This window comes from Pararhizobium sp. A13 (assembly GCF_040126305.1).
Lineage (GTDB): Bacteria > Pseudomonadota > Alphaproteobacteria > Rhizobiales > Rhizobiaceae > Pararhizobium.
The window spans coordinates 895,039-919,458 of the sequence record NZ_CP149511.1; the positions used below are offsets into that span (position 1 = coordinate 895,039).

Consider the following 24,420-nt stretch of genomic DNA (forward strand, 5'->3'; position numbering starts at 1 on the left):
GAAGTCGTCATGAAATTCGAAGGTATTTACACCCCGGCGGTAACGCCGCTCAGCCCGGATGGGCAGATCGACCGCGAAGGATTTGCGGCCATTCTCGAGTCCCTCATTGAGGCCAAGGTTCACGGCATCGTCGTTGGCGGTTCGACTGGCGAATACTATGCCCAGAGCGCACAGGAACGCTACGATCTAGCCGCCTACGCAAAGGACGTGATCGGGTCAAGAGCACAACTCATTGTCGGTACTGGCGCGGTCAGGACAGAGGACTCCGTTGCCTACGCCACCGCCGCGAAGGAGATCGGTGCAGACGCGATTTTGGTTTCTTCACCTCCATACGCTCTGCCAACGGAGCGTGAGAACGCCGTTCATGCTCTCACGATCGATCGCGCGGCCAATATGCCGATCATGCTCTACAACTATCCGGCCCGCATGGGCGTCACGATGCGAGACGAGTATTTCTCCCGCGTAGGCAAATCCAAGAACGTCGTGGCGATTAAGGAAAGCTCCGGCGACATGGCCAACCTTCACCTGCTTGCCAGAAAATTCCCGCATATCGGCCTTTCCTGCGGTTGGGACGATCAGGCGCTCGAGTTCTTCGCCTGGGGCGCAAAAAGCTGGGTCTGCGCCGGCTCCAACTTCGTGCCGCGCGAGCACGTTGCACTTTACGAAGCCTGCGTTCTTGAGAAGAATTTCGACAAGGGCCGCGCGATCATGACCGCGATGCTGCCGCTCATGGACTTTCTCGAATGCGGGAAATTCGTTCAGTCCATCAAGCATGGTTGCGAATTGATCGGCTTGAAGGCCGGCTCCGTGCGAGCGCCGCTGCGGCCGCTTAACTCCGAAGAGAAAAGAACCCTTGAGACCGTCGTCGCTACTTTGAAGCGCACGGTCGCCCAGATCACGTCGGGAGCTAACCATGCATGAACCTCTGACCGCCGCCGAATACAAAGCGATCGCCGCTAACCTTCAGTTGCCGACTAACGCCTTTATCGACGGTGCATTCCGTCCGGCAAACTCTGGAAAGACCTTTAAATCGACAAACCCCGCGACCGGAGAGACTTTGGCGGAGATAGCCGCCTGTGACACCAGTGACGTGGACGACGCGGTCGCCAAGGCGAAGCAGGCATTCGATGATGGTCGTTGGCGTCTTCAATCTCCCGGCGACCGGAAGACTGCGCTGTTGAAACTTGCCAAGCTGATGCAGGAAAACCGTCATGAGTTGGCCGTTATGGAAAGCCTCGATAGCGGCAAGCCGGTCCGGGAATGCCAGACTGTCGATGTACCGGATACAATCCATACCATCCGCTGGCATGCCGAAGTCATCGACAAACTGTACGACAACACAAATCCTGTAGGGCCAAACGCGCTGGCGATGGTCGTTCGCGAGCCAATCGGGGTTGTCGGTTGCGTGCTTCCCTGGAACTTTCCTCTCCTGATGTTGGCTTGGAAAATCGGTCCGGCGCTCGCCTCCGGATGCTCCGTGGTCGTAAAGCCCGCTCAGGAAACCACCCTGACGACGCTTCGTGTGGCCGAACTGGCCCTCGAAGCGGGGATTCCTGCGGGCGTCTTCAACGTCGTCACCGGCAGCGGCAAGGACGTGGGCGAACCGATTGGCTTGCACATGGACGTCGACATGGTGGCCTTCACCGGTTCGACGCCGACCGGACGCCGCTTCCTCCACTACTCGGCGGATTCCAATCTCAAGAAGGTTGTCCTCGAATGCGGCGGCAAGAACCCCGCGGTTGTTCTCGACGACGCGGAAGACCTCGACCTAGTCGCCGAGCAGGTCGTCAACGGTGCGTTCTGGAACATGGGCGAGAATTGCTCGGCAACATCACGCCTTATCGTCGACAGCAAGATCAAGGATGAGTTGCTCGAGCGGATCGGTGCCTACCTGCGCGAATGGAAGACTGGGGACCCGCTCGACCCGGAAAACCGCATCGGCGCTCTCGTAAGCAAGAACCACTTCGAAAAGGTGAAGTCGTTCCTCGATGATGTGAAAACGGAGAAGCTCGCGGTCGCCCATGGCGGCGAGACCCTGAAGGGCATCTATATTGAGCCAACAGTTGTGGATGGTGTCACGCCTGAAAGCCGCCTGTTCAAGGAGGAGATTTTCGGCCCGATCTTGTCCGTCACCACCTTCGAGACGCTGTCTGAAGCCGTGGCGCTGGCCAATGACACGAACTATGGCCTCACTGCTTCGGTTTATACCGGAAGCTTGCGCAAGGCGATCAGGCTGTCGCGCGATATTCGAGCTGGTCTTGTCACGGTGAATTGCTTTGGTGAAGGCGATGCATCGACCCCGTTCGGTGGCTACAAGGAGTCTGGCTTCGGAGGCCGCGACAAGTCGATCTTCGCGCACGACAATTATTGCGAGCTGAAGACGATCTGGATCGATATCTCCGAGCGCTCTGTGGACGAGACGATCCGATGATCACTCAGTCGGTCAAGCGGTTGCCTGTTGAAAATGGCGTCTCGGGCTGGGAGGCGATCAGTAAGCGTTCGTTCCCAGTCAGGTGCCTCGACGGCAATGTAACCGCGGACTGGCTGATCATAGGTGCGGGCTTTGCGGGCCTTTCCGCTGCCCGCCGTCTGCTGGAGCTCCGTCCGGACGACAAGATCGTCATCCTGGACGCGAGCGAGGTTGGAAAGGGGGCGTCGGGAAGAAACTCCGGTTTCATGATCGACGTCCCGCACAATCTCTCGTCCGGCGAGTATTCGAGCGGCAGTGTCGACGACACACGTATCGAAATGGCCCAGAACCGCTCTGCGATCGCTTTTGCGACGCACGCCGCCGCGGAATACGGAATGTCCCGCGAGACGTTCGATCCATCCGGAAAGATCAATGCGGCCGCTACCTCGCGCGGCATGAAGCTGAACACGAGTTTTGGCGAGTCCCTGAGGAGCGCCGGTGAGAAGCATACCTTCCTGGATGCCTCGCAAATGCGTGAAATCACCGGGACCGATTTCTATCTCGGTGGCATCTACACGCCAGGCGCAGTGCTCATTCAGCCTGCTGACTACGTTCGAGAGTTTGCAGCCGGGCTCTCGCGGAATGTCGACATCTTCGAACGGACTCCCGTCACGTCTTTAAAGCGAGAGAACGGTGCGTGGACGGCAGCGTCACCGCGCGGGAACGTGTCTGCGCCAAAGGTCATATTGGGCGTCAACGGCCATATCAACGACTTCGGTCATTTCAACGGTCGCCTCATGCACTTCTTCGGATATGCCTCGATGACCGCTCCGTTCCCTGCGGAAGATTTCGGGCGAGAAGCCAGTGGGCGTGACCGATGGGCTCTCCTTCCAGCGGATCCCATGGGTGCGACAGTCCGGAAGATCACGGCGAATGGCAAGTCACGAATCGCTCTGCGAACCAAGTGGACATACGACACGACCGTAAAGCTGACGGAACAGCGTCTCCTGAGAATGGCGAAGGTACATCGTGCGTCGCTGGAAAAACGGTTCCCGGGGTTGAAGGATATACCCTTCGAACATTGTTGGGCCGGCCGTGTTTGCCTGAGCCTGAACCATGTCCCTGCCTTCGGTGAGATTGAAGAGGGATTGTTCTCGGCTTGCTGCGAGAACGGCCTCGGCACGGTCAAAAGCACATTGGCTGGAATGTTGGCAGCCGAACTCGCCACTGGGAACACGTCGAGGCATCTCGAGGAATTCAAGTCCAATCCGAGTCCGAGCAGGATTCCGCCGGAGCCTTTCGCCTGGCTCGGCGTCAACGCCGTTATCAAATGGCAGGAATTGCGTGCAGGCCGCGAGGGATGATCCCTCGCCTCGCAATGATGAAGGTCGTCTCAAAAAGTGGCCTTTGTGAAGATGGGAACGAAAAACTAGGAGCAAAAAATGAAGACTCTGTGGAAAGCGCTATGTGCTGCGGCAATGGTCGGAATGACCATGATGTCTGCGCATGCGGAAGAGAAGTCCATCACCATCGGGACGATGTCGTGGGAAGATCTGACCCCGATCACCGGCATCACAAAAAAGGTTCTGGAGGATTCTGGGTACACTGTGAAGGTGGTGCCGTTCTCCGAATGGGGCATCGCTTACGCTGCCCTCAGCAAGGGTGACATACAGATCCTCGCCTCGCAGACGGACTATGTCGCGCAGGATTACTGGGAGAAGAACAAGAAACGCCTCGAGAAAATCTCGCCGGTTTCGCATGGCCTGTTCCAGGGCGTCGCGGTACCTAAATACGTGACCATCGACTCGATGGACCAGTTGAACGATAACGCCGACAAGTTCAGCGGCAAGATCGTCGGCATCGAACCGGGCTCGGGCCTGATGCGCGACACAAGCAATTCCGTAAAGGAATATGGCCTCAAGCTCCAGCTCGTCGAAGGCAGCACCGCGGCAATGACCGCCGCACTCAAGTCGGCAACCGACCGCAAGGAATGGATTGCCGTGACGATCTGGGAGCCGTCCTGGATGATGCAGAAGTACGACGTGAAGTTCCTGGCTGATCCGAAAGGCGTATTCCCGCCACCGCAGAGCTACTACTGGATCGGCCAGAAGGGCTTCTCGGCCGAAAATCCTCACGCCCGTGAGGTCATTGCCAGCGTGTACGTCCCGCTTGCCGACATCACTGCGATCAACAGCGCGGTCAACGACGGCAAGACGATGGACGAGGCGGTCAAGGACTGGACCGACAGCCATGCCGATCTTCTGAAGCGTTGGGAAAATATCAAATCGGAGTAACGCATGACGGTCGGGCCGCTGAGGAATTCGGCGGCCCGGGCCCGAATTTCCACGAAAAGAACGCCGGTATCAAACTGGTTCGCGGGGAACGCTATGAACAGTAAGATGAACAATGCCAACGATGTTTTGATCGACTGCCAGTCCGTTTGGAAAATTTTCGGAGCCCGCGCGAACGCGGCGGTTGCGGCGGTAAAGGCAAATGGCTTGTCGAAGAAACAGGTGCTCACGGACTTTGACTGTGTGGTCGGCGTGTCCGACGCCAGCCTGCAGGTCCGCCGCGGAGAGATTTTCTGCATCATGGGACTTTCCGGCAGCGGAAAGTCGACCCTCATCCGCCTTCTCAACAGGTTGATCGAACCGAGCCTTGGCAAGATCTTCGTCAAAGGCAGGGATATCTCGTCTTTGAATGCCGCCCAATTGCGGGACATACGAGCCCGGAACATCGGAATGGTGTTCCAAAGCGTTGCGCTTCTGCCTCATCGTACCGTGCTGGAAAACGCCGCCTTCGGTCTTGAGGTCCGAGGCGTTCCTAAGGACGAGCGATACAAGACGGCCCGTGCGGCGCTGGATAAGGTCGGCCTCTCCGACTGGACCGGACGATATCCGGCAGAATTGTCGGGCGGCATGCAACAGCGCGTCGGTCTGGCGCGCGCCATCGCCGCCGATCCCGAGATCATCCTGATGGACGAGCCGTTCAGTGCGCTCGATCCCTTGATCCGCCGCCAACTCCAAGACGAATTCCGGCAGCTCACCAAGTCGCTTGGGAAATCTGCCGTGTTTATCACCCACGATCTCGAGGAAGCCATCCGGATCGGTGACCGCATCGCCATCATGAAAGACGGTGTCATCGTCCAGGTCGGCAATGCCGAGGAGATCGTAACAAAGCCCGCCGACGCCTATGTCGCCGAATTCGTGGCCGGCATCTCCAGAATTCACCTCGTCAAGGCGCACTCCGTCATGATGGCGGTCGCCGAATACGCGAGCAGTCAACCTGGTGTCGACGTGGGTTCGTTGCTGCGCACCACACCTGAGGCCGACATCGGCGAACTCATCGACCTGACCATGCAGTCCAACCGGGATGCGGTTGCCGTCGTTGAAGACGGCAAGGTCGTCGGTGTCGTCACCACGCGCGGACTGCTGTGTGGCGTGGCCGGAAATCCAGGCAACGTGCCAGCAGCGGCATAGATCGGGGAATGTCATGGACACGTCAGTCATAACGGACAGCTTCGATGAAAAGATCGACGATGCGCTCAACTGGATCAGTGACAATGCCTCATGGCTGTTCGACAGCATTAGGGCAGTACTGGAAGGCACCTACGAGGGGGTCCTCTGGCTGGTGCAGCTCCCGCCCTTTTATGTGGTCGCGATCATCGCGGCGGCACTGGGATGGCGCCTGATCAACATCACGGCTGGATTACTGATCGGATTGGCTCTGATCGGCTGCGCTGTGATGGGCCTGTGGGCGGAGACCATGAGCACGCTGGCCCTGGTCATCACGGCTACTGTCCTGGCGCTTGTCATCGGTATCCCGCTCGGCGTCGTGGCCGGGTTCGTCAAGACGTTCGACAGGATCGTCGAACCGGTGCTCGATCTCATCCAGACCCTGCCGCCGTACATTTACCTTCTGCCGGCGATCGCACTGATGGGATACGGACCTGCCACTGCCCTGATGGCGACTGTCATCGTCGCGATGCCTCCGGCGATCAGATTGACTTCTCTCGGCATTCGCAGGACCCCGCACGAGTTCATCGAACTGGGCCAGGCAAGCGGCCTGACGCCGTGGCAGATGTTTTCCAAGATCAGGCTGCCCTTCGCTATTCCGAGTGTCATGGCCGGGATCAACCAGAGCCTGATGATGGCGTTCGGCATGGTGGTAATTGCCGGCATCGTCGGTTCCGGCGGCTTGGGCGAAACGATCTACAGTGCGGTCAGAACACTCGACATCGCAACCTCGATCAACGCCGCCATCGCGATTGTGATCCTCACCATGGTGATCGATCGACTGACGCAAAGTGCAGCACGCAGCACCAATGGAGGCAAATGATGAACCTGGAATCCATTCGGTTTTCTCCGGGCGCATACCTCGCCCCTGTCGTCGACTGGCTGAACGCGAATTTTCATCCCTTCTTCGACATCGTGACAAGGGTGATCGAGGCAGTCCTGGGAGGCATTGAATCTGCGCTGCTTTATCTGCCCTATTACGCAGTCATCATTGTCATCGTCGCCTTCGCTGCAATCTTCGTGAATATCCGCGTCGCGGTCACCAGTGGGATAGCACTGGCATTCTGTTTCCTGGCGGGTCTTTGGGAAGCATCGATGCAAACGCTTGCGCTGGTGACAGTGTCCGTGTGCATTTCGGTGCTGATTGCGTTTCCGCTCGGCATCTTGGCATCCCGGTATCGGAAGTTCGAGGCGGCGATCCGTCCCGTGCTGGACATCATGCAGACGGTTCCCCCGTGGGTCTATCTCATCCCGGCCGTGATGATCTTCAGCCTCGGGCGGGTCCCGGCGATCATCGCCACGATCGTCTATGGCATACCGCCAATGCTGCGCCTGACAACTTTGGCGTTCAACCAGGTTCCGAAGGACCTGTTGGAACTCGGACAAGCAACCGGCGCTTCGCCGCGCTCGATCCTCTTCAAGATCGAAATCCCGGCGGCCACTCCGACACTGCTCGTGGGACTGAATCAATGCATCCTCCTCTCGTTGGCCATCGTCGTTCTCGCAGGGCTTGTTGGAGCAGGTGGACTAGGTGCCGAGGTGACGCGCGGGCTGACACGAATGGAAATGGGCCTGGGCCTTCGGGCCGGGCTTGCCATCGTGGCGGTCGCGATTTTCCTCGACAGACTGTCGCGCGGTGCGCTGCAAGGTCGTAGGGCACGCGCCTAGCAACTGACGAGACTCGAAAGGATCCATCATGCGGCGCAGCTTCTTCTGCATCGATGCCCACACCTGCGGCAATCCGGTTCGGCTTGTCGCCGGCGGCGGCCCTCTCCTGCCGCATCTTCCGATCGCCGAGCGCCGGGAGCTGTTCGTCCGTGACCACGACTGGGTGCGCCAGGCGCTGATGTTCGAGCCGCGTGGCCATGACATCATGTCGGGCGCGATCATCTATCCGGCCTATCGCGACGACTGTGACTTCGCGGTCATTTTCATCGAAGTCAGCGGATGTCTGCCAATGTGTGGCGCGGGCACCATCGGTCTCGTGACCGCCGGCATAGAGGAGGGCCTCATTACTCCAAGGGTCGACGGGCAGCTTTCAATCGAGACCCCGGCAGGTCGCGTGGATATCAAGTACGAGAAGCCAGGCGAGTTCGTGGAATCCGTAACGATGTTCAACGTTCCCAGCTATCTGCATGCGGCAGACGTCGCGGTCGACGTCGCGGGTGTGGGACGTCTCATTGTCGATATTTCCTATGGCGGAAACTATTACGCTGTGGTCGAGCCGCAGGATTCGTGGTCAGGACTGGACGGCCTGTCAGCCGGCGACATTGTAGACCTCAGCGTAAAACTGCGAGACGCCCTGGCCGATGTCTGTGCTCCAGAGCACCCGGACGACAGCAGGATTCGGGGCGTTCATCATGCTCTCTGGTGTGACAAACCCACCAGCGACAAGGCTGACGGGCGTGGAGCCGTCTTCTATGGCGACAAGGCGATCGATCGATCGCCGGGTGGAACAGGCACGTCTGCCCGGATGGCCCAGCTCCACGGCAAGGGTCGATTGCAACTCGGCGAATCCTTCCGTCAGGAAAGCCTGATCGGCACGGTGTTCGAAGGGCGTGTTGAGGAAGAGCTCGACGTTGGTCAATTCCGAGGTATCAAGCCAAGTGTCGGCGGCTGGGCCCGGATCATTGGCCACAACACCATCTTTGTAGATGACCGAGACCCATTGGCGCATGGTTTCCAGATCAAATAAGCGGAACCCGTAGAGGAGATAAAATGAAATCCCCGGATGCCAGCACCCCTGTCGAGCGGCTGAAAATTGGCTTTGTTCTCGCGAAATCCTTCACTCTCTCTGCGTTTGCACTGTTTGTAGACACGCTGCGCCTTGCCAGTGACGAATTCGACAGGTCGGGCCGCGTTCTCGCCGATTGGGAGGTGCTCGGCAGTACGCGGCATCTCATAACATCGAGCTGCGGTGTCAAAGTCGCACCGACGTCGGATTTTGTCGACCCGAGCCAGTTTCACTACATTGTGGTGGTCGGCGGCCTGCTGAACAACGAGTTTTCGATCGATCTCGACACAGCAACCTTCTTAAAGAAGGCAGCCTCAAAAAACGTAAAGCTGATCGGGGTATGCACCGGCTCTTTCATCCTTGCCGAAATCGGTCTCATGCGGGAGCACCGGACATGCGTTAGCTGGCTTCATTACAACGCGTTTCGCGAGCGCTTCCCCGACCATCAAGTTCGGTCTGACAGGATATTCAATCTCGACAGAACAAGAGGTTCGTGCGCGGGGGGAAGCAGCGCTGCGGACATGGCGGCTTCGATCGTGCGACGTCACATCAGCAAGGAGGCCGAGCGGAATGCTCTTGAGGTTCTGCATATAGAAAAGGCGCGCACCGCCCTCGCGATTCAAACTCGCAAGCCCCTATCGATCGAATGCAAGGATCCCAGAATTAGAGCCGTGCTGATCATGATGGAGCAGCATATCGAGGGAACTGTTCCTATCCACGAGCTCGCGGCATCGGTTGGTCTTTCCAGGAGACAACTCGAGCGCCTCTTCATGGGTGAAACCAAAAGCTCTCCTGCTCTGGTTTATCGACGTGTGCGGATGGAGCGGGCAAAGCAACTGCTCATCAGAACCAAATCATCGTTGATTGAAATTGCCCTCGAAGTTGGCTTCGAGAATGCGTCGCACTTCTCTCGGGCCTTTTCGCAAACATTCGGACAAAGCCCCACGAAACTTCGCGCCGCCGAATTGAATTGAATCGAATTTGCTGCTTTTAGAGGACCCTGATCGAGGACGCACGTTATTCCCTCAGTCAGATTTGTTATGTCTTCCGGCAGAGGAACGCGAGCTCAGCTCCGTGCACTCCTCGATACGGCTCTTAAGAAAGCGCCTCTTCGCCGGACCGGCCGTTTTTTTGCGACACTCCCTCAAAATCGAAGCCCAACCCGGATAACCCGTTCATATCAAGTCGGCGGCCAAGAAGAGGTTGAAATTCAGACGCACCGAGGAACAAGCCGCTGCCGTGGATGCATTCCTGAAGGGCAGTCCCTGAAGATCAATGCCTTTGCTGGAAGGGGAACAACATCGACCCTACAGCTCTTCGTCTTGCATACCTTCGTCCACGTCGCAGCGAAGCGCCGGCATCTCCGGTTTAGTGTATTTCGGTCACCTTGGAATCCCGATTTTAACCGGCAAACCTTTCCATATCGAAGCCACCAGTTGCTGGCGTGATGTTCAGGCGATCTGTCTTAACCAGACTTGCGTCCTCATGGCGGGTATTGGTTAGCATCACGGTGACGCCGACGGCCATAGCAAAGCCGAATGCAAGATATAATGTCTTCCACAGCATCGAAAGAACTCCTGTTAACTACGCTTTTGAATATAAGATCCGATTAAGAATTCCGTACCTAAATCGCCAGTTTTCAGCTAACCAGTTGCCCGGCCCGTGTCGCAATTCGCTCGAAGGTGTCACGAACTGGTTCGCGCATCTGAAAAGCGCGACGTAGCGGAGAGGGTAGCAGCGCCTTCAAATGCTCCCGGCCAGAGTCCAGGCTCACGATTGGCGCGCAAGGCGTCATCGCCGTATGCGAAGCAAAGGGATAGAGACGCGCAAATTCAGCGAAGTTCGTGAAATCCTCGTGGTTGCGGTCCTGGAGCAAGAATGTTTCGGCGGGAGCGCCTTCGGCCAGAATCACATCGTGGCTATCAAGTACGATGTGGAAATATTCGATCGTCTCGGTGTCTGCCGGAAGGACATGCGCGATCGAAATTCCATTGACCAGATCCTTTGCCCTGATGAGAACGCCGCCGATGAAAAGAGCGTGACCGGGCGAGATATAGAGGTCCCTGTGGGGGGTCCGCTCATCGAGCGCGTGTTGTGCAACCCGGATCGGTATCACGCTGTTCCACGCCTGGCCGCCGCGTTTGTAGACACTGTGGCCGATCCATTTGACCGCCCTGGCTTCGCCGCGTACCGTCTCAACGAGATCGCCGGGCCGAAGATCCTCAATGCAGACCTCGCCCGTCGGAGTCTTGATGGATGTGCCTCGCAGAAAGCACATCGGGCTACCCCCGGACTGGCCATGCCCCCCGGAGTTGCCTCCGGGCTTGCCGTCATGTTTCCACCACTTCTTTCCCTTGGCCTGGGCGACCAACGGAAACATTGCCGCCGCCGCACCAACCAGCCCGACAAAATGCCGCCGCGCGCGATTGTGCAGATTTGGTTCGTTGCCTGGCATCGTCCTCTCCTCATCGGTTTTGCGCCGGTGAACACGCAGGGCCTCGATTTTGCATCAGGTGCGACTGTCAGGATATCGCCCTTTTCGTGCAAGCTCGGTAACTCTCGCGGATAGCTGGGGCGCGCAGCCTGCGGAATGACGCATTCCTTTGATGGAGGGCTTCTACCAATGGAAGTAGACCGTACCTCGCTACGCGCCTGGGGAGGTGCCAGGAGGCAAGCGGACACGATCAGCGCTTCCTTCTCAGCTGGTGACTACCCTGTGCTGATCCCCTCCGATCATCATCGCGTCGGATCAAACAGCATCAGGTGGGGCGAAGAAGCAATTCATATGGTCTTCGGTTGGATAAAGACAAATGTGATAGTTTTCATCGCCGGAGGGAATCTCGTCTCCATAGGGGACAAAAAATGCGTGGTATCTGGTCGCGAGATGATGGTCTCCAGGATGAATGAAAACGGAAAATCCGTGCGTGGCACGGGTTACGTCAGAGCTCGGTATCGCTTCGCAATGTCCACCCGCGTCACTGGCTTTGCAGCATGCGGGCGGGTAGACCCAACCGCTGCTGGCCTGGTGAGCATCGCTCTTGACGGTGAAGCCGACCAATATGGCTGCGCAGAGGATTGCCGGCGCCGTCAACGTTGTGAAAGGCATCTGACTGCTCCGATTGACATCTCGCCTGAACAAATGAATTCTGCGCTGATTGTTCTGCGATAGAGGCGAGGCCCGCGCCGCGGTGACAGCCCGGGCCTCTTGTCGCCTCTTCCAGCGATGATGGCGGCGACTTGTAGAGGCTCTGTGAGGGGCTCGACAAAAACCTCCAGCCGATCGAAAGGAGGTTGCGGCTCTGACCGGCGATTGTATTTTAGCAAGTTGAAATATATGCACAATATCAAGAGCTATCATCATGATGACGGTTCGCGAGCGAACGACGTTTGACGTCATGCACGCCACTCTACGCCTGCCGTGTAGGAGAAAGGTGCTCGTTGGTGTCCGGGCCATCCAAAAGGTGCACGCTGGCCTAACATGGCATACAACGAGATCATCAATCCGGATGGGCCCTTCGATGGTCGGCGCCGTCGACTTCAAGGGCTGCCCGATTTTCAACACCATAGGGACTCGCAGTCTGGTGACGACGTAGCCGCCAGCCCGAGGTCATTTGAAGTGGGCTAAACCCTTTCGTTTCGGCGAGACATCCATCTTCGTCCAGATCAGGGTCCATGCGTCTTTGCCGCCCTCGTTGTGCGTGTAGCGGCCGTGGCCTGCGATCTCGTTGCCTTCCGCGCCGGCAATGATCCAGTCGGGTGGCGCCTGACCAGGCATGCTTAGAATCCGCAGCACGTCTTGCATCTCCCCCAGCGTGGTGACTCTCCGGATATCCTCCCTTCCTCTGGCTTTGATCGTCCAAGCATAGTGGGTCATGGCGCTGCCGCCGGCCAGTCGTTGGACGGGTCAGGGTCGCCGGAGGGGGCGGGATCAAGTTCTTCCATTTCGTCGGCAGGGTCGGGGTCTTCCGCGTAGGCGATCCGTAAGTCCTTCAGCACCGCCTCCATAGCGTTGATCGTCTCGATCGTGCCCCAGCCCTTCGTGTTCGCGTCTGCGACGACCTGCTGCATGGCGCCTTCAACGGCCTCCTGGCAGGCAAGTTGACGATCTGCGTGGCTAACCGGATGTTTTGCTGCCTCGATTTTCATTGTACCCTCCTTTCGCAATGAAACATGAGGAGAGCCTAAATTGTTCCTTGGAAGACAAGTCGGACAAGATAGGTCGGGCCGACCTCGCGGCTAGTTCCGCGGGTTCGACCTTCCGTCCCAATAGTCAGCGGCCAGGTGCTCCCCGCAGCGCCATTCCGTTATTCCCCGGACGCGCTCCTTCCCAAACGACCCCCATTTAATGCAGCCGGGATAGTCGCACCAGTGCTCGAATTGGACGGGCGCGGCTGGCATGGTGGCGGTTCGGTCGTCGCGCATTTCGCTATTCCTAAAGCAGCTCGGGCTCTTCCGGATCGATCTCTTCGATGATGTCTGGGCTGTCGTTTTTGGGCGATCCCACGTTTCTGCCGATCTTCCACATGGTCATTAGCTCGGGCGGAAACGGTTTCATCAGGTCGTGGGGATCCTCGTCACTCGAAATCCAGTGCTCATAGCCTTCCGGGTGGAGCAGCACCGGCATGCGATCATGGATGGTCGCCATCATCTCGTTGGGCTCGCAGGTGATGATGGCAAACGACCGAATGTCTTCTCCCGTCTGCGGGTCGCGCCAATATTCCCAGATGCCGGCCAGCGCAAAGGGCGCACCCGACTTCAGGGCGATCGCGTAGGGCTGCTTGTTCTTGCCGGTGCCATAGATGTCCTTCCATTCGAAGAAACCATCGATTGGCACCAGGCAGCGGCGTGAGCGATAGGCCGCCTTGAACAGGCCGTTCGTCGAGATGGTTTCGCATCGGACGTTGATCGGCGGTGGCCGGCCACCGCCCTTGGCATCCTTCGCCCACCGCGGGATCAGACCCCATCGGGCCGAAACGAACACCGGCCCAAACAGGTCGGGATCGCGAATTACGTCCCTGATGATGATCGGATAGGTTTGCGTGGGGGCGCCGTTGTAGCGCGGGAACTGATTGGCGAGACCTTCGACGCCCTCGCTGCGGGCGAAGGAAAACGCCCGCATCAGGCCTTCAAGCGTGCTTTTGATGTAGACGCGACCGCACATGGCTTTCTCCCATTTATGCCGACTTGGCGCGGTTTAGGTCGGTCACGGCTTTATAGCACCGTTCGACGCGACACGCCGCCTGGCGCATCGTTTCTTCCCACCCGCTGGCCGGACATTCCCGCCGCATTCTCGAGCCCGGATAACCGAGCAACCAGAACCATTTGTCATTCTGCTGGATATTATCGATGCGAAAGATGCGGCCGATCGGCAACTCCTTGTCGAAGCCGATGAAATCATCATCCGCTTTTCCCGACCATGTGCGGTGCCATCTATAGGACGGCTGCTCGCCGGCCGGGATGACATCCCACATCTTCCATCCGTTCGAAAGAGATGCCGTGCACTGCGGCTCGCGTTCGATTTCAACCGCGGTAAAGGACTGCAGCAGGTCCAGCGTAATCTGTTGCGTCAATTTATGGCGCGCGGCTTCAGCCTCATTGGTATCGTCACTGGCGATGCGGAAAGCTTCGGCTTCGGGGAAGGCAAGAAGCAAAGCCTCAATCCGCTTTGCGACTGTGGCCGCTTCCACGGCTTTGCCGGCATCTTCGAGGACGACCTGCTGCAAGATCCTTATTGCCATCTCCCGCGCGACAAACGGCATGATCTCGAGCTTGCGCCGCTTGCCGACAGCAAAGCCAGCATAGTCACGCCGGGTCTGACGGCTCAGAAGGTTGAAATGAATGCCGACAGCCTGACGGATCGCCTCAGATGGCGGTATCTCGTACATGGATGTTTACTCGACGTCCCGATCAAGACTTGGTGTCCAACCACGGGTAAAGCCGATGCTCATTGCACTCTGGGTTAGGGCAAGCTGCTCGCGCAGATGACGGCAGTCTTTGAGAAGCGTGCCGATCGTGGCGCGAACATCGCCTTCGTGAAACGCCAGCGCCGCGGCGATCTCATCGGCCGGCTCTAAGAATTGAGCGTCATGCACAGTAGCGCTGATCATAGGCACGGCTTCTCCTTTCCAGTGTCAAAGACAGTGGATATCCGGTGGACAGATGTTCAGATTGGCGGCCGCATCACCAAAGATGTTCCCATTATGTTCTCGCTTAGGCTGGAGTCAACCCCGAAGCTACATCAAATCGCGCAATCCCCCTCGTCTCCCCGCTCGATCCGATCGGGAAGCTCCCCGGTAGCGAATTGTCTCTGACTCGAACGGTTCTCAAGAACAAAAGTACCGAAATGCGTTCATGGCCCGGGCAGGATACTGACTGCCATACCGATCGCTCCCCCCGGGCTTGAGTTCACGACCTCGCAACAAGATCGGCCGCTGCACCGTAATCGCGCCGCGCGGTGACGCCCGTTGATCGGTATCAAACGCTGCTGAGAAGGAGGCTGGTTTCGCTGTTCGCGACGCCGTCGATCACGCGCACTTCACGCAGAACCCGGTCGAAATCCGCAAGGCTCGCCGCCCGAATATTGGCGACAAGATCCCAGTTGCCGTTGGTCGTGTGCAAAGCAGAGATTTCCGTCAGACCGCGCAGCTTGCGGATGACCTGCGTCGTCGATTTACCGACGACCTCGATCATCATTACCGCATGCACCGCATTGACGTCGTAATCCTCCCTCACCCGCACGGTAAAACCGAGCAACGTACCTGTCTCGATCAGGCGATCGAGCCGGTTTTGCACAGTACCGCGCGCAACGCCGAGTGCATCGGAGAGCTTCGTCAGCGAGGCGCGTCCGTCGGCTCGAAGATGGGCGATGATGCGGCGATCCAGATGGTCAGGCGAGTATTTCGCGATCTCCATGTCATCTCCTCCGAGGTGATAATTTCGTACAAATGATCTGATCATATTGCGCAATCTTATGCCGGATTTAGCACAGATTTGACCTTTCGGCCAACACGTCCGATCGCTAGCATTTCCTGATCAAGCCTATGCAGGAGGAACCCAATGATGCCGTCACCCCTTCCCTCGGAAAAAGCGCTCGTACCATTCGTCAGCGTCGAGAACATGATGCGCCTCGTGCATCGCATTGGCATCGAAACCATGCTGACCGAACTCACCGACGTTATCGAGGCCGATTTCCGCCGCTGGGAGCTGTTCGACAAGACGCCGCGGGTGGCCTCCCATTCCCGCGAAGGCGTGATCGAATTGATGCCGACGTCGGATGGCGAGATCTACAGCTTCAAATATGTGAACGGCCACCCGAAAAACATGGCGCAAGGCCTGCAGACGGTCACCGCTTTTGGCCTTCTGGCGGAAGTATCAACCGGCTATCCGGTACTTTTGACGGAAATGACACTGCTGACAGCGCTTCGGACTGCCGCCACCTCGGCAATGGCTGCACGGCACCTCGCGCCGAAGGATGCCCGCACGATGGCTATGATCGGCAATGGCGCGCAGGCGGAGTTTCAGGCGCTCGCCATGAAAGCTGTGTGCGGCATCGACCACCTCCGGCTGTACGACATCGATCCGCTGGCGACGTCCAAAATGGTTCGCAACCTCTCCGGCTCGGGCTTGACGGTGACCACCTGTACCTCGTCCCAATCGGCGATCGAAGGCGCCGAGATCATCACCACCTGCACTGCGGACAAGCAGTATGCCACGATCCTGAGCGACAACATGGTTGGCGCCGGCGTCCACATCAATGCCATCGGCGGTGACTGCCCCGGCAAGACAGAACTGCATCGCGATATCCTGCTGCGCGCTGACACTTTTGTCGAATATCCGCCCCAGACCCGCATCGAGGGCGAGATTCAGCAGATGGATCCGGACTATCCCGTCACCGAATTCTGGCGGGTCATTACCGGTCAGGCCCCAGGCCGCCGCGATGCCAGGCAGATCACCCTCTTCGACAGCGTCGGCTTTGCGATCGAGGATTTTTCCGCCCTTCGGTACGTCCGCGACAAACTCAAGGGAACCGGACTTTACCAGGAACTCGACATCATCGCCGATCCCGACGATCCACGCGATCTGTTTGGTATGCTGCAGCGGGCGAAGCAGGCCTAGGAGGAGCACAACGATGCCAAGACATTTCCCATACTCCATCCAGGCACCCTCTGCAGTCGTCATGGTCCGGCCTCACCACTTTACGGTGAATACCGAGACGGCCATCGACAACCTGTTCCAGTCCAGCCCGGATACGAAGGAAGACCTTTCATTGGCCGCCTATGACGAAATCGCCAGGGCGGCTGATACACTCAGAAGCCACGGCGTGAACGTGCATCTCTTCGAGGACACCGATACCGAGACACCGGATTCGGTCTTCCCCAACAACTGGTTCTCCACCCACGCTGGCGGTCATGTGGCGATCTATCCGATGAAGGCCGTCAGTCGCCGGCGCGAGCGGCGTAGCGACGTCATCGAAATGCTGAAGAGCCATTATCGGGTGCAAGAGGTGATCGACTACTCGGGCCTCGAGCCTGATGGGCTGTTTCTCGAGGGCACCGGCGCCATGGTTCTCGATCATATCGACCGTGTGGCTTATGCTGTTCGCTCCGACCGCACCGACCCGATCGCACTGGAACGCTTCTCGACCCATTTCAACTTCGAGCCGATGGTGTTCGACGCCCGCGACGGGAACGGTGTTGCCATCTATCACACCAATGTCCTGATGTGCGTGGCAACCGACTTTGCCATGATCGGCCTCGACATGATGACGGATCCCACAAGGAGGCAGGAAATCGTCTTAAGGCTCGAGCGCTCCGGCCGCCGCGTCATCGCGCTCACGAACGATCAGATCGCCTCCTTCGCTGGCAACGCTCTCGAACTCCAGGGAAAGGACGGCCGTATTCTTGCCCTGTCGACGACCGCCCTCGCCGCGCTCAGCAGGGAGCAGATCGCGACGATCGAGGAAAGTGCGACGCCAGTCGCGCTCGATATTCCCACGATCGAGCGCGCCGGCGGATCGGTCCGCTGCACGCTCGCCGGCATCCATCTGACGCCACGCTGATGGCCGCGCAGGCAGACGTGCCACCAACAATGCGGCAGCCGTTTCGACGGCGTGAACGAGGAGACCGTCCACTCAAGCGCTCAGGGCACCAACGTCCGCTTCGATCAGAGCCGAACCGATTTCCGACCGTCCGCCTTGAGCCTACAAGCCGGCTGTCAGAAATATGAAAAAAACGACGGCGTTCATTTGTTTCATGCAATCTCGAATATTCATTCGGATGCAATCAGGCTAGTTTCGCTGGTTGACGACACAAAGCGCAGCGAGACATGATGAGCGATACGCGACGCAAGCTGACGACGATCTTTTCCGCTGATGTGCAGGATTACACGCGCTTGATGGGCGCGGACGAGGAAGGCACATTGGCCATGCTGAAGCGGTATCGGGACGCGATGTCGCGCCTCATCGGGTCGCATGGCGGGCGGGTGATCAATACGTGGGGCGACGGGTTGATCGCCGAGTTCCCGAGCGTGGTCGAGGCGGTGCGTGCGGCAGTGGACGTTCAAAACGAGCTGGCCGGTATGAACGCTGCGCGGCCGGCGGATGGGCGCATGCTGTTTCGGATCGGCATCAATCTCGGCGATGTGATCGTCGAAGGTGACGATCTCTATGGTGACGGCGTCAATATTGCGGCGCGACTGCAAGCTTCGGCCGCCGCTGGCGGGATTGTTATATCGAATACCGTCTACGATCAGGTCCGCAACAAGGTGGCCGTCGGATTCGAATTCCTTGGACCGTTGACGGTGAAGAACGTCGCGGACACTGTGCCGAGTTATGCCGTGCGCATCGGCGACGGAACAGGCGGGCCACCGCCGCCGCCGGCAGCAGCACACCGTCTGGAGGCCGCCCCTGCGACGTCTGGCCAGCAGCCAGGTGCAAGAGCCCGCAGGACACCTCGTCTATTCGCCGTGGCCGCCGTGGCTTTGGTCGCAATCAACATCCTGTCCTGGAGCGGCGTTTTCTGGGCCGCCTGGCCAATTCTTGCCCTTGCCTTCCTGTGGGCAATGATCTGGGTTCGCACCCAGAACCGCATCGAAAAGCGCCTGGCCGGCCTTGCTGTCGTCGGGCTCGGCATTGTCGCAATCAATCTTCTGTCGTGGCAAGGGACATTCTGGGCGGTATGGCCACTTCTGGCCATAGCTGTGGCTGTCGCCGTTCGATGGCTAACGCGCAGTTGAGCCGAGTATATGCCCCTTCGCGCCAGTCCCCTGATCCGAACTTGCAGCGTTTTTGGCTTTCTCTGAGCGCCCATCGGCCATGCCAGCGGAAGTCTCGAAGTCGATACGGCTAGCGAAACGGGCGACCTGCAGATGCTTTTTTCGTGTTATGATGGGCTTGCAACGCGCGTAACCTCGACCTCGGCATATGGCAGAGGCCGAAAGCTATTATGCCCTGGCGCCTCCCAGCACGGGCTCAACTGCGAAGCGCTGGGTGTGCTTATCCAGGGCGAGGAGGTTGTCGATGTCCACGAGTAGTGTCGACCGCCCGCTGCAGCCGGGCGACCGGGCACCGAATGTTGTGCTCGATGCGATCTCGCGTGAAGGCAAGATCGCGCTCGATGATTTTCGAGGCCGTAGCCCGTTATTGATCGGTTTGTTTCGAGGCCTGCACTGTCCGTTCTGCCGGCGCCATGTCGCGGCAATGGCGCAACTCAAGCCAGCCCTGCGTGAGAAAGGCGTCGAATGCCTGGCGGTGGTCAATACGCCGGTCGAGCGGGCGCGGCTCTATTTCCGTTACCACCCGGCACCCGATCTTCTCGCAGCATCCGACCCGGAGCGGGCCTCGCACCGTGCTTTCGGCTTGCGCGAGGTCGGGATGGATACGGTCATGGCGATACTGATCCATCTCCCGGGCGAGTTGCCCGAGCCTATGGACGTCATGGCAATGGACGAGTTTCTCAACAAGAAGGAAGGATATGAGATTACGGAAGCCGATCAGCAGGCGATGGCTTCCGGCCAGGGGCAGCTTGTCGGTCAGTTCCTGATCGACCAGGGAGGCATCGTACGCTGGAGCTTCACTGAAATTCTGGAGGATGGCCTCAATACGTTCAGGGCGCCGAATCCCGAGGAATTGATGTCGGCAGCTTCCCAAGTTGCACATTAATAGGCTGCGGAAAACTCGCTCGACGACCGCCGTCCTGTCTTGATATCGAAACACCGAAATGATCCGAACCACGTGTGAGCTGCGCACCGCTTTCAACACAACGAAGGTAACCGCTGGACTGAGGCCGGTCGCCGTGGCGATGTCGGCACGGCTGCGTGGCCCCTCCTGGCGCAAGAGGTTGAGGATCAAACGGCGGTTCATCGCCGGGCCGTGCTCTGATCATCGTTCAGCTTCACAGATTTTCGTTCTTTATTTTGTAAATTAATTATTGCGTGTCGCATGAACCTATGCATAACTTCGCCCGACTGACCAACAACCGCAAGCACGTCCTGTGCGAGAAACCCATAGGCCTTTCCGCGGCGGAGGCCGAAGCCATGCAGGCGCCGGCCCGCAAAGCCGGTATCTTTCTCGGCGAGGCCCATATGTACCGGCTGCACCCACTCACGGCGAAACTGATCGAAATTCTCAAGGCCGGAACCATCGGCGATGTGCGCATGGTCAGCCGCGATCGACCTCGACCAGTGCCTTGGCAAGGACCCCATCCTGATCGCGCTGGCTTACGCCATTGCACAGCAAGGCCGGGTGGTTCCGCTGATCGGCCCAGGATCGGTGGCCGAACTCGAATACAGTCTCGCTGCTTTCGCCATCAGCCCGCGCCAAAGGACGTGCGTTGGCTGGAGACCGGGCGCCAATGATCCCTCAGGTTGATCTAGCGAGGAAAAGGCAATGCGGAAAATAGGAATCGGCATCATTGGCTGCGGCAATATCTCGGATGCATATCTCAAAGCTGCGCCCGGTTTTCCGGTTCTCGAGATGATCGGCGTCGCAGACATCAACAGCTCCGCAGCAGAAGCCAAGGCCGCGGCTTATGGCCTGAGTGCCATGCCGTTGGAGGCGTTGCTCGCCGACCATGGGATCGAGATCATCCTGAACCTCACGACGCCGCAGAACCACGTACAAGTCGGACTGCAGGCCGTTGCCCACGGCAAGCACGTCTACTGCGAAAAGCCGCTCGCCACGACGCTCGCCGACGCGGAACGTCTGATCTCGGCCGCCCGGAACGAGAATGTAAGGGTCGGCTGCGCACCGGACACCTTCCTGGGCGGCTCCCACCAGACCGCGAGACGGCTGATCGACGATGGCGCCATCGGAACGGTGGTGGCCGGCTCGGCCTTCATGCAGGTTCCCGGCCACGAACTGTGGCATCCCAATCCTGATTTCTACTACAAGCCGGGCGGTGGTCCGCTGATGGACATGGGGCCGTATTACCTGACTTGCCTCGTCAACCTTCTCGGGCCGGTGAAATCCGTCGTCGGGCATGCGAATCTGCGTATGAAACCCGGACGATCGGTTCCGGCCCCCGGGAAGCTGAGGGGATCGACGTCGAGGTCGCGACACATGTCTCCGGACTGCTGGAATTCGCAAGCGGCGCTGCCGTATCGCTCACCACCAGCTTCGATGTCTGGAAACATGATCACAATCATATCGAGCTCTATGGCACGACCGGTTCGATGATCGTACCTGACCCCAATAACTTCCAAGGCGATGTGAAGACCGCCCATCGCAAGGAAGACTGGATGCTGGCGAAGCAGATCCATCCCTATGGCGACGGTAACTACCGCATTCTCGGTTTGGCCGACATGGCGCAAGCCATTGTCTCGAACAGGCAACACCGCGCCAACCAGGACGTCTCGCTGCACGTGCTTGAGATCATGGAATCGATCCTGCGTTCGGCAAATGCGGGGCGCCGCATCGAACTGAAATATAGCTGCGCACGGCCCGAGCCCATGCGCGCGGACCTGCCATTCGGCATTCTCGAATAGGAGCACATCATGAACAAGAAGGCCCTGATCTTCTGGGGCGGCTGGGAAGGCCACACTCCGGAGCGAAGCGCAAATATCGTCAAGGACATCCTGACGCGCAACGGCTTCGGAATCCGGATCGAGCAAGGTACCTCGGCTCTCGCCGATCCTGCCATAGCCGATCTCGATCTCATCGTACCGATGGTGACGATGTCGACGATCGAGAAGCCAGAGCTCGATAACCTGACGCGCGCTGTGCAAAATGGCACCGGGCTCGCCGGCTTTCACGGAACAATGTGCGATAGCTTCCGAAATGAACCGGAGTACCAGTTCATGACGGGCGGACAATGGGTCGCGCATCCGGGCAATGTCATCGACTACCGGATCGACATCACCAAGCCGCAGGATCCCATTGTCGAAGGGATCGCCAGCTTCCCCTACCGGTCCGAACAATATTACCTGCATGTCGATCCGGCGAACGAAGTGTTGGCGACGACGACCTTTTCCGGCGAGCATCTCGCCTCTATCGAAGGCGTCGTCATGCCGGTCGTCTGGAAGCGCCGGTACGGCGCGGGCCGGGTCTTCTACAGCGCCCTCGGACACACGGCCGACGAATTCGAGGTGTCGCAAATGCGCACGATTTTCGAACGCGGCGCTTTATGGGCTGCACGAACGTCGCGCTAACCTGATCTTGCGAACGTCATCAATTCTTCGCCGGTTACCGAGCTGCGGCTATCGGCGCGCATGATCCTCGCTCGACGATCGTACAGCCAAGTTCAACGCGGCGTGCGGGTAGTTGGTCGCCAAGGGTGCGCAGGCAGTATTCCATTTCATCGAGCGCCGTGCGACCGATTTGAGCGAGCGGCGCATGGACCGTGGAAAGCGGCGGATCCATCATCTGGCCGCGCAGAATATCATCGAAACCAAGGACCGAGACATCCCGTGGAACCCGGTAGCCCCGCTCCTTCAGGGCCTGGATAGCGCCGATGGCGATGTTGTCGGCGAGACAGAACATTGCCGTCAGGTCCCCAAGGCCGTCATTGTCCTCCAGCCAGCGCCGCATGCTGCGCGCCGCCTCCTCCGGCTCGAAACTGTCGATCATGATGATAGAGCCGCGCGCGCCGATTGCCTCGTGGTCACGGATCGCCTCGCTGTAGCCATCCTGCCGCTGGCGGATCGTGTATCGCCCCGGCCAGCCGACCAGCGCGATATTGCGATGTCCCAGATCCAGCAGGTGCTGCACACCGAGGCGCGCGCCGTAGCGATTGCCGATACCGACGGAACCGACCCGCATCGTCGGATCCTGCCCCGCCAGAAGCAATGCCGGCCGGTCGAGCCGCGACACGGCTTCGAGCAGTTCCGGATTCTCGTCGAAATAGACGATGATCCCGTCCGATGCTGTTTCCTTGATCCGGCTCAACACCGGCCCGGGCGTAAGCCGCTTTCCTTCCGTCACCAGCGGCTTGATCTGGACGCCACGGGCCGCGCATTCCTTCCTCAGGCTCTCCAGAATGGTCCACGAGACGTAGTTGGTATCGTTCTGAGGCAGCATGTCGGCCGAGGCCACGAGCATGACGGACTTCAGCGTCGGCTGCATGGCACGGCGGATGCGCGAATCGAGATAACCGCTTTCGCGCGCAACCGTCATAACGCGATCGCGCACGCCTTCGGAGATCTTCGCAGTGCCGTTCAGCACATGGCTGACCGTGCTGACGGAGACGCCGCTCTGCTCCGCTATCTTCTTGATGCTCACGAGGTCATTTCACTCCGCTGCTGGCCACACCTTCGGTGATATATTTCTGCAGGAAGAGGAATACCACGGTTACCGGCAGCAATGTAACGACAGTCATGGCGAGAATATAGTGCCATTGCACGTTGAATTGCCCTTGCAGGGAACTGAGCCCGATCTGCAGCGTATAGTTGTCGGGGCTCGACAGAACGATCAGTGGCCAGAGGAAATCGTTCCAGCGCCAGATCACCGAGAAGATCGCAAGCACCGCGAGCGCCGGAGCGCACAGCGGCAGCACGATGCGCCAATAGATTCGGAATTCCGACGCGGCGTCCACCCTTGCCGCCTCGATCAGATCGTCCGGAATGGTCAGCATATATTGGCGCAGCAGAAAGACGCCGGTGGGCGTCGACACCGTCGACAGGATCACGCCCCACAGATTGTCGGCAAGGTTCAGTCCGACGATCACCATGAAGGCCGGCACCATGATCACCGAAAGCGGGATCATCATGGTCGACAGGATGAGCGCGAACATGGCGTTGCGGCCGGCAAAACGGTATTTTGACAGCGCAAAGGCCGCCATGGAATTCAAGAGCAGCGTCAAAACCGTGGCAACCACCGTGACGAACACCGTGTTCCAGAGATAGCGCAGGAAATTGAACTGCTTCATCGGCTCGCTGTAATTCGACCATTGCAGGTGGAGTTCCTTGAGCTGGCGCAGCTCCGCCACCGGAACGCGGAAGGTTTCGCCCGGCTTGGATGGGTCAAGCACCGTTGCAGACAGCCCGATGCGGCGCACAAGCGCCACCGTCTGCTCGCTGCCATCCGGCATCGTCCGTATCCACATCGACAACGGTTTTGTCTGGCCTTCAACGGTGATTGTCTGGGCGGCGCGCGGCACGAGCGCCGGCGGAAAGGAATTGATCTCGGCTTCCGTCTTCAGGGAGGAGATGACCGCCCAGGCGATAGGGATAGCAACAACCAGCGTGCCGAGAATGGCCCAGCCCCAGGCTAGCCAATCTGTCATGTCCGTCCGGCCTGGGTGGCGCGTGCGTGTGAGAAAGGCAATCAT

Annotated in this window: 28 protein-coding genes and 2 pseudogenes; 19 read left to right on the forward strand and 11 right to left on the reverse strand. The window is 58.8% G+C overall.

Annotated elements, in window-relative coordinates:
* The first annotated feature begins 9 nt into the window (after positions 1 to 9).
* From WI754_RS25845 to WI754_RS25885, 9 genes are all read left to right on the forward strand, one after another.
* Complete coding sequence (locus WI754_RS25845; protein ID WP_341486858.1) at positions 10 to 921, forward strand: dihydrodipicolinate synthase family protein; 912 nt, start codon at positions 10 to 12, stop codon at positions 919 to 921.
* Positions 914 to 2,431, forward strand: a complete 1,518-nt coding sequence (locus WI754_RS25850) for an aldehyde dehydrogenase (RefSeq protein ID WP_341486859.1) — start codon at positions 914 to 916, stop codon at positions 2,429 to 2,431. Before WI754_RS25845 ends, WI754_RS25850 begins: the two co-directional genes overlap by 8 nt.
* Entirely contained in the window at positions 2,428 to 3,774 is a 1,347-nt protein-coding gene (locus tag WI754_RS25855; RefSeq protein ID WP_341486860.1) for an FAD-binding oxidoreductase, read from the forward strand. The genes WI754_RS25850 and WI754_RS25855 overlap by 4 nt, the downstream gene beginning before the upstream one ends.
* Before the next feature lie 78 nt (positions 3,775 to 3,852).
* Complete coding sequence (locus WI754_RS25860) at positions 3,853 to 4,704, forward strand: glycine betaine ABC transporter substrate-binding protein (protein ID WP_341486861.1); 852 nt, start codon at positions 3,853 to 3,855, stop codon at positions 4,702 to 4,704.
* 93 nt (positions 4,705 to 4,797) lie between these two features.
* Positions 4,798 to 5,889: a glycine betaine/L-proline ABC transporter ATP-binding protein gene (locus WI754_RS25865; RefSeq protein WP_341486862.1), complete on the forward strand. Its 1,092-nt coding sequence runs from the start codon at positions 4,798 to 4,800 to the stop codon at positions 5,887 to 5,889.
* Between the two features lie 13 nt (positions 5,890 to 5,902).
* On the forward strand, positions 5,903 to 6,748 hold the full coding sequence (locus tag WI754_RS25870) for an ABC transporter permease subunit (protein WP_341486863.1): 846 nt from the start codon (positions 5,903 to 5,905) through the stop codon (positions 6,746 to 6,748).
* A complete protein-coding gene (locus tag WI754_RS25875; RefSeq protein WP_341486864.1) occupies positions 6,748 to 7,593 on the forward strand; it encodes an ABC transporter permease subunit in 846 nt (281 codons plus the stop codon). Before WI754_RS25870 ends, WI754_RS25875 begins: the two co-directional genes overlap by 1 nt.
* 28 nt (positions 7,594 to 7,621) lie before the next feature.
* The gene (locus WI754_RS25880; RefSeq protein WP_341486865.1) at positions 7,622 to 8,620 is read left to right on the forward strand and encodes a 4-hydroxyproline epimerase; all 999 of its coding nucleotides are present in this window, start codon (positions 7,622 to 7,624) and stop codon (positions 8,618 to 8,620) included.
* A gap of 23 nt (positions 8,621 to 8,643) precedes the next feature.
* The gene (locus WI754_RS25885) at positions 8,644 to 9,633 is read left to right on the forward strand and encodes a GlxA family transcriptional regulator (protein WP_341486866.1); all 990 of its coding nucleotides are present in this window, start codon (positions 8,644 to 8,646) and stop codon (positions 9,631 to 9,633) included.
* A 427-nt stretch (positions 9,634 to 10,060) separates the two neighbouring features.
* Here the strand turns inward: WI754_RS25885 and WI754_RS25890 are convergent, their stop codons facing one another.
* Positions 10,061 to 10,225: a hypothetical protein gene (locus tag WI754_RS25890; protein WP_341486867.1), complete on the reverse strand. Its 165-nt coding sequence runs from the start codon at positions 10,223 to 10,225 to the stop codon at positions 10,061 to 10,063.
* 73 nt (positions 10,226 to 10,298) lie between these two features.
* Positions 10,299 to 11,039, reverse strand: coding sequence for a Hint domain-containing protein (locus tag WI754_RS25895; protein WP_349438068.1), 741 nt, complete (start codon positions 11,037 to 11,039; stop codon positions 10,299 to 10,301).
* 243 nt (positions 11,040 to 11,282) lie between these two features.
* On the opposite strand from WI754_RS25895, the gene WI754_RS25900 reads away from it, so the two are divergent.
* A complete protein-coding gene (locus WI754_RS25900; protein WP_341486869.1) occupies positions 11,283 to 11,828 on the forward strand; it encodes a hypothetical protein in 546 nt (181 codons plus the stop codon).
* 438 nt (positions 11,829 to 12,266) lie between these two features.
* On the opposite strand, the gene WI754_RS25905 is transcribed toward WI754_RS25900, so the two are convergent.
* From WI754_RS25905 to WI754_RS25930, 6 genes are all read right to left on the reverse strand, one after another.
* Positions 12,267 to 12,533 (reverse strand): hypothetical protein, encoded by a 267-nt coding sequence (locus WI754_RS25905; RefSeq protein ID WP_341486870.1) that lies wholly within the window; start codon positions 12,531 to 12,533, stop codon positions 12,267 to 12,269.
* Positions 12,530 to 12,805, reverse strand: a complete 276-nt coding sequence (locus WI754_RS25910) for a hypothetical protein (RefSeq protein ID WP_341486871.1) — start codon at positions 12,803 to 12,805, stop codon at positions 12,530 to 12,532. Before WI754_RS25910 ends, WI754_RS25905 begins: the two co-directional genes overlap by 4 nt.
* Before the next feature lie 286 nt (positions 12,806 to 13,091).
* Entirely contained in the window at positions 13,092 to 13,820 is a 729-nt protein-coding gene (locus WI754_RS25915; RefSeq protein WP_341486872.1) for an SOS response-associated peptidase, read from the reverse strand.
* Between the two features lie 13 nt (positions 13,821 to 13,833).
* The gene (locus WI754_RS25920) at positions 13,834 to 14,544 is read right to left on the reverse strand and encodes a hypothetical protein (protein ID WP_341486873.1); all 711 of its coding nucleotides are present in this window, start codon (positions 14,542 to 14,544) and stop codon (positions 13,834 to 13,836) included.
* A 6-nt stretch (positions 14,545 to 14,550) separates the two neighbouring features.
* Positions 14,551 to 14,766: a hypothetical protein gene (locus tag WI754_RS25925; RefSeq protein ID WP_341488008.1), complete on the reverse strand. Its 216-nt coding sequence runs from the start codon at positions 14,764 to 14,766 to the stop codon at positions 14,551 to 14,553.
* Between the two features lie 367 nt (positions 14,767 to 15,133).
* Positions 15,134 to 15,571, reverse strand: a complete 438-nt coding sequence (locus WI754_RS25930) for an Lrp/AsnC family transcriptional regulator (protein WP_341486874.1) — start codon at positions 15,569 to 15,571, stop codon at positions 15,134 to 15,136.
* Between the two features lie 147 nt (positions 15,572 to 15,718).
* Between WI754_RS25930 and WI754_RS25935 the strand changes: the two genes are divergently transcribed.
* From WI754_RS25935 to WI754_RS25950, 4 genes are all read left to right on the forward strand, one after another.
* Complete coding sequence (locus tag WI754_RS25935) at positions 15,719 to 16,774, forward strand: ornithine cyclodeaminase (protein ID WP_341488009.1); 1,056 nt, start codon at positions 15,719 to 15,721, stop codon at positions 16,772 to 16,774.
* Positions 16,775 to 16,787: 13 nt separating this feature from the next.
* The gene (locus WI754_RS25940) at positions 16,788 to 17,717 is read left to right on the forward strand and encodes an arginine deiminase-related protein (RefSeq protein ID WP_341486875.1); all 930 of its coding nucleotides are present in this window, start codon (positions 16,788 to 16,790) and stop codon (positions 17,715 to 17,717) included.
* A 269-nt stretch (positions 17,718 to 17,986) separates the two neighbouring features.
* Positions 17,987 to 18,892, forward strand: a complete 906-nt coding sequence (locus WI754_RS25945) for an adenylate/guanylate cyclase domain-containing protein (protein WP_341486876.1) — start codon at positions 17,987 to 17,989, stop codon at positions 18,890 to 18,892.
* 283 nt (positions 18,893 to 19,175) lie between these two features.
* Entirely contained in the window at positions 19,176 to 19,817 is a 642-nt protein-coding gene (locus tag WI754_RS25950) for a peroxiredoxin-like family protein (RefSeq protein ID WP_341486877.1), read from the forward strand.
* Positions 19,818 to 19,913: 96 nt separating this feature from the next.
* On the opposite strand, the pseudogene WI754_RS25955 reads toward WI754_RS25950, so the two are convergent.
* Positions 19,914 to 20,053 (reverse strand): annotated as a pseudogene (locus WI754_RS25955) (winged helix-turn-helix transcriptional regulator); the annotation flags it as partial.
* An 84-nt stretch (positions 20,054 to 20,137) separates the two neighbouring features.
* Here WI754_RS25955 and WI754_RS25960 point away from each other — a divergent pair.
* The 5 genes and pseudogenes from WI754_RS25960 to WI754_RS25980 all read left to right on the forward strand — a co-directional run.
* Positions 20,138 to 20,317, forward strand: a pseudogene (locus tag WI754_RS25960) (Gfo/Idh/MocA family oxidoreductase); the annotation flags it as partial.
* Complete coding sequence (locus tag WI754_RS25965) at positions 20,304 to 20,525, forward strand: hypothetical protein (RefSeq protein ID WP_341488062.1); 222 nt, start codon at positions 20,304 to 20,306, stop codon at positions 20,523 to 20,525. The pseudogene WI754_RS25960 and the gene WI754_RS25965, both read left to right, overlap by 14 nt.
* An 18-nt stretch (positions 20,526 to 20,543) precedes the next feature.
* Positions 20,544 to 21,332, forward strand: coding sequence for a Gfo/Idh/MocA family oxidoreductase (locus WI754_RS25970; RefSeq protein ID WP_341486878.1), 789 nt, complete (start codon positions 20,544 to 20,546; stop codon positions 21,330 to 21,332).
* Positions 21,329 to 21,640, forward strand: a complete 312-nt coding sequence (locus WI754_RS25975) for a hypothetical protein (RefSeq protein WP_341486879.1) — start codon at positions 21,329 to 21,331, stop codon at positions 21,638 to 21,640. The genes WI754_RS25970 and WI754_RS25975 overlap by 4 nt, the downstream gene beginning before the upstream one ends.
* 9 nt (positions 21,641 to 21,649) lie before the next feature.
* Positions 21,650 to 22,303: a ThuA domain-containing protein gene (locus tag WI754_RS25980; RefSeq protein ID WP_341486880.1), complete on the forward strand. Its 654-nt coding sequence runs from the start codon at positions 21,650 to 21,652 to the stop codon at positions 22,301 to 22,303.
* 34 nt (positions 22,304 to 22,337) lie between these two features.
* Here WI754_RS25980 and WI754_RS25985 read toward each other — a convergent pair whose 3' ends face one another.
* Positions 22,338 to 23,372 (reverse strand): LacI family DNA-binding transcriptional regulator, encoded by a 1,035-nt coding sequence (locus WI754_RS25985; RefSeq protein WP_341486881.1) that lies wholly within the window; start codon positions 23,370 to 23,372, stop codon positions 22,338 to 22,340.
* A gap of 4 nt (positions 23,373 to 23,376) precedes the next feature.
* Positions 23,377 to 24,420: a carbohydrate ABC transporter permease gene (locus WI754_RS25990; protein ID WP_341486882.1), complete on the reverse strand. Its 1,044-nt coding sequence runs from the start codon at positions 24,418 to 24,420 to the stop codon at positions 23,377 to 23,379.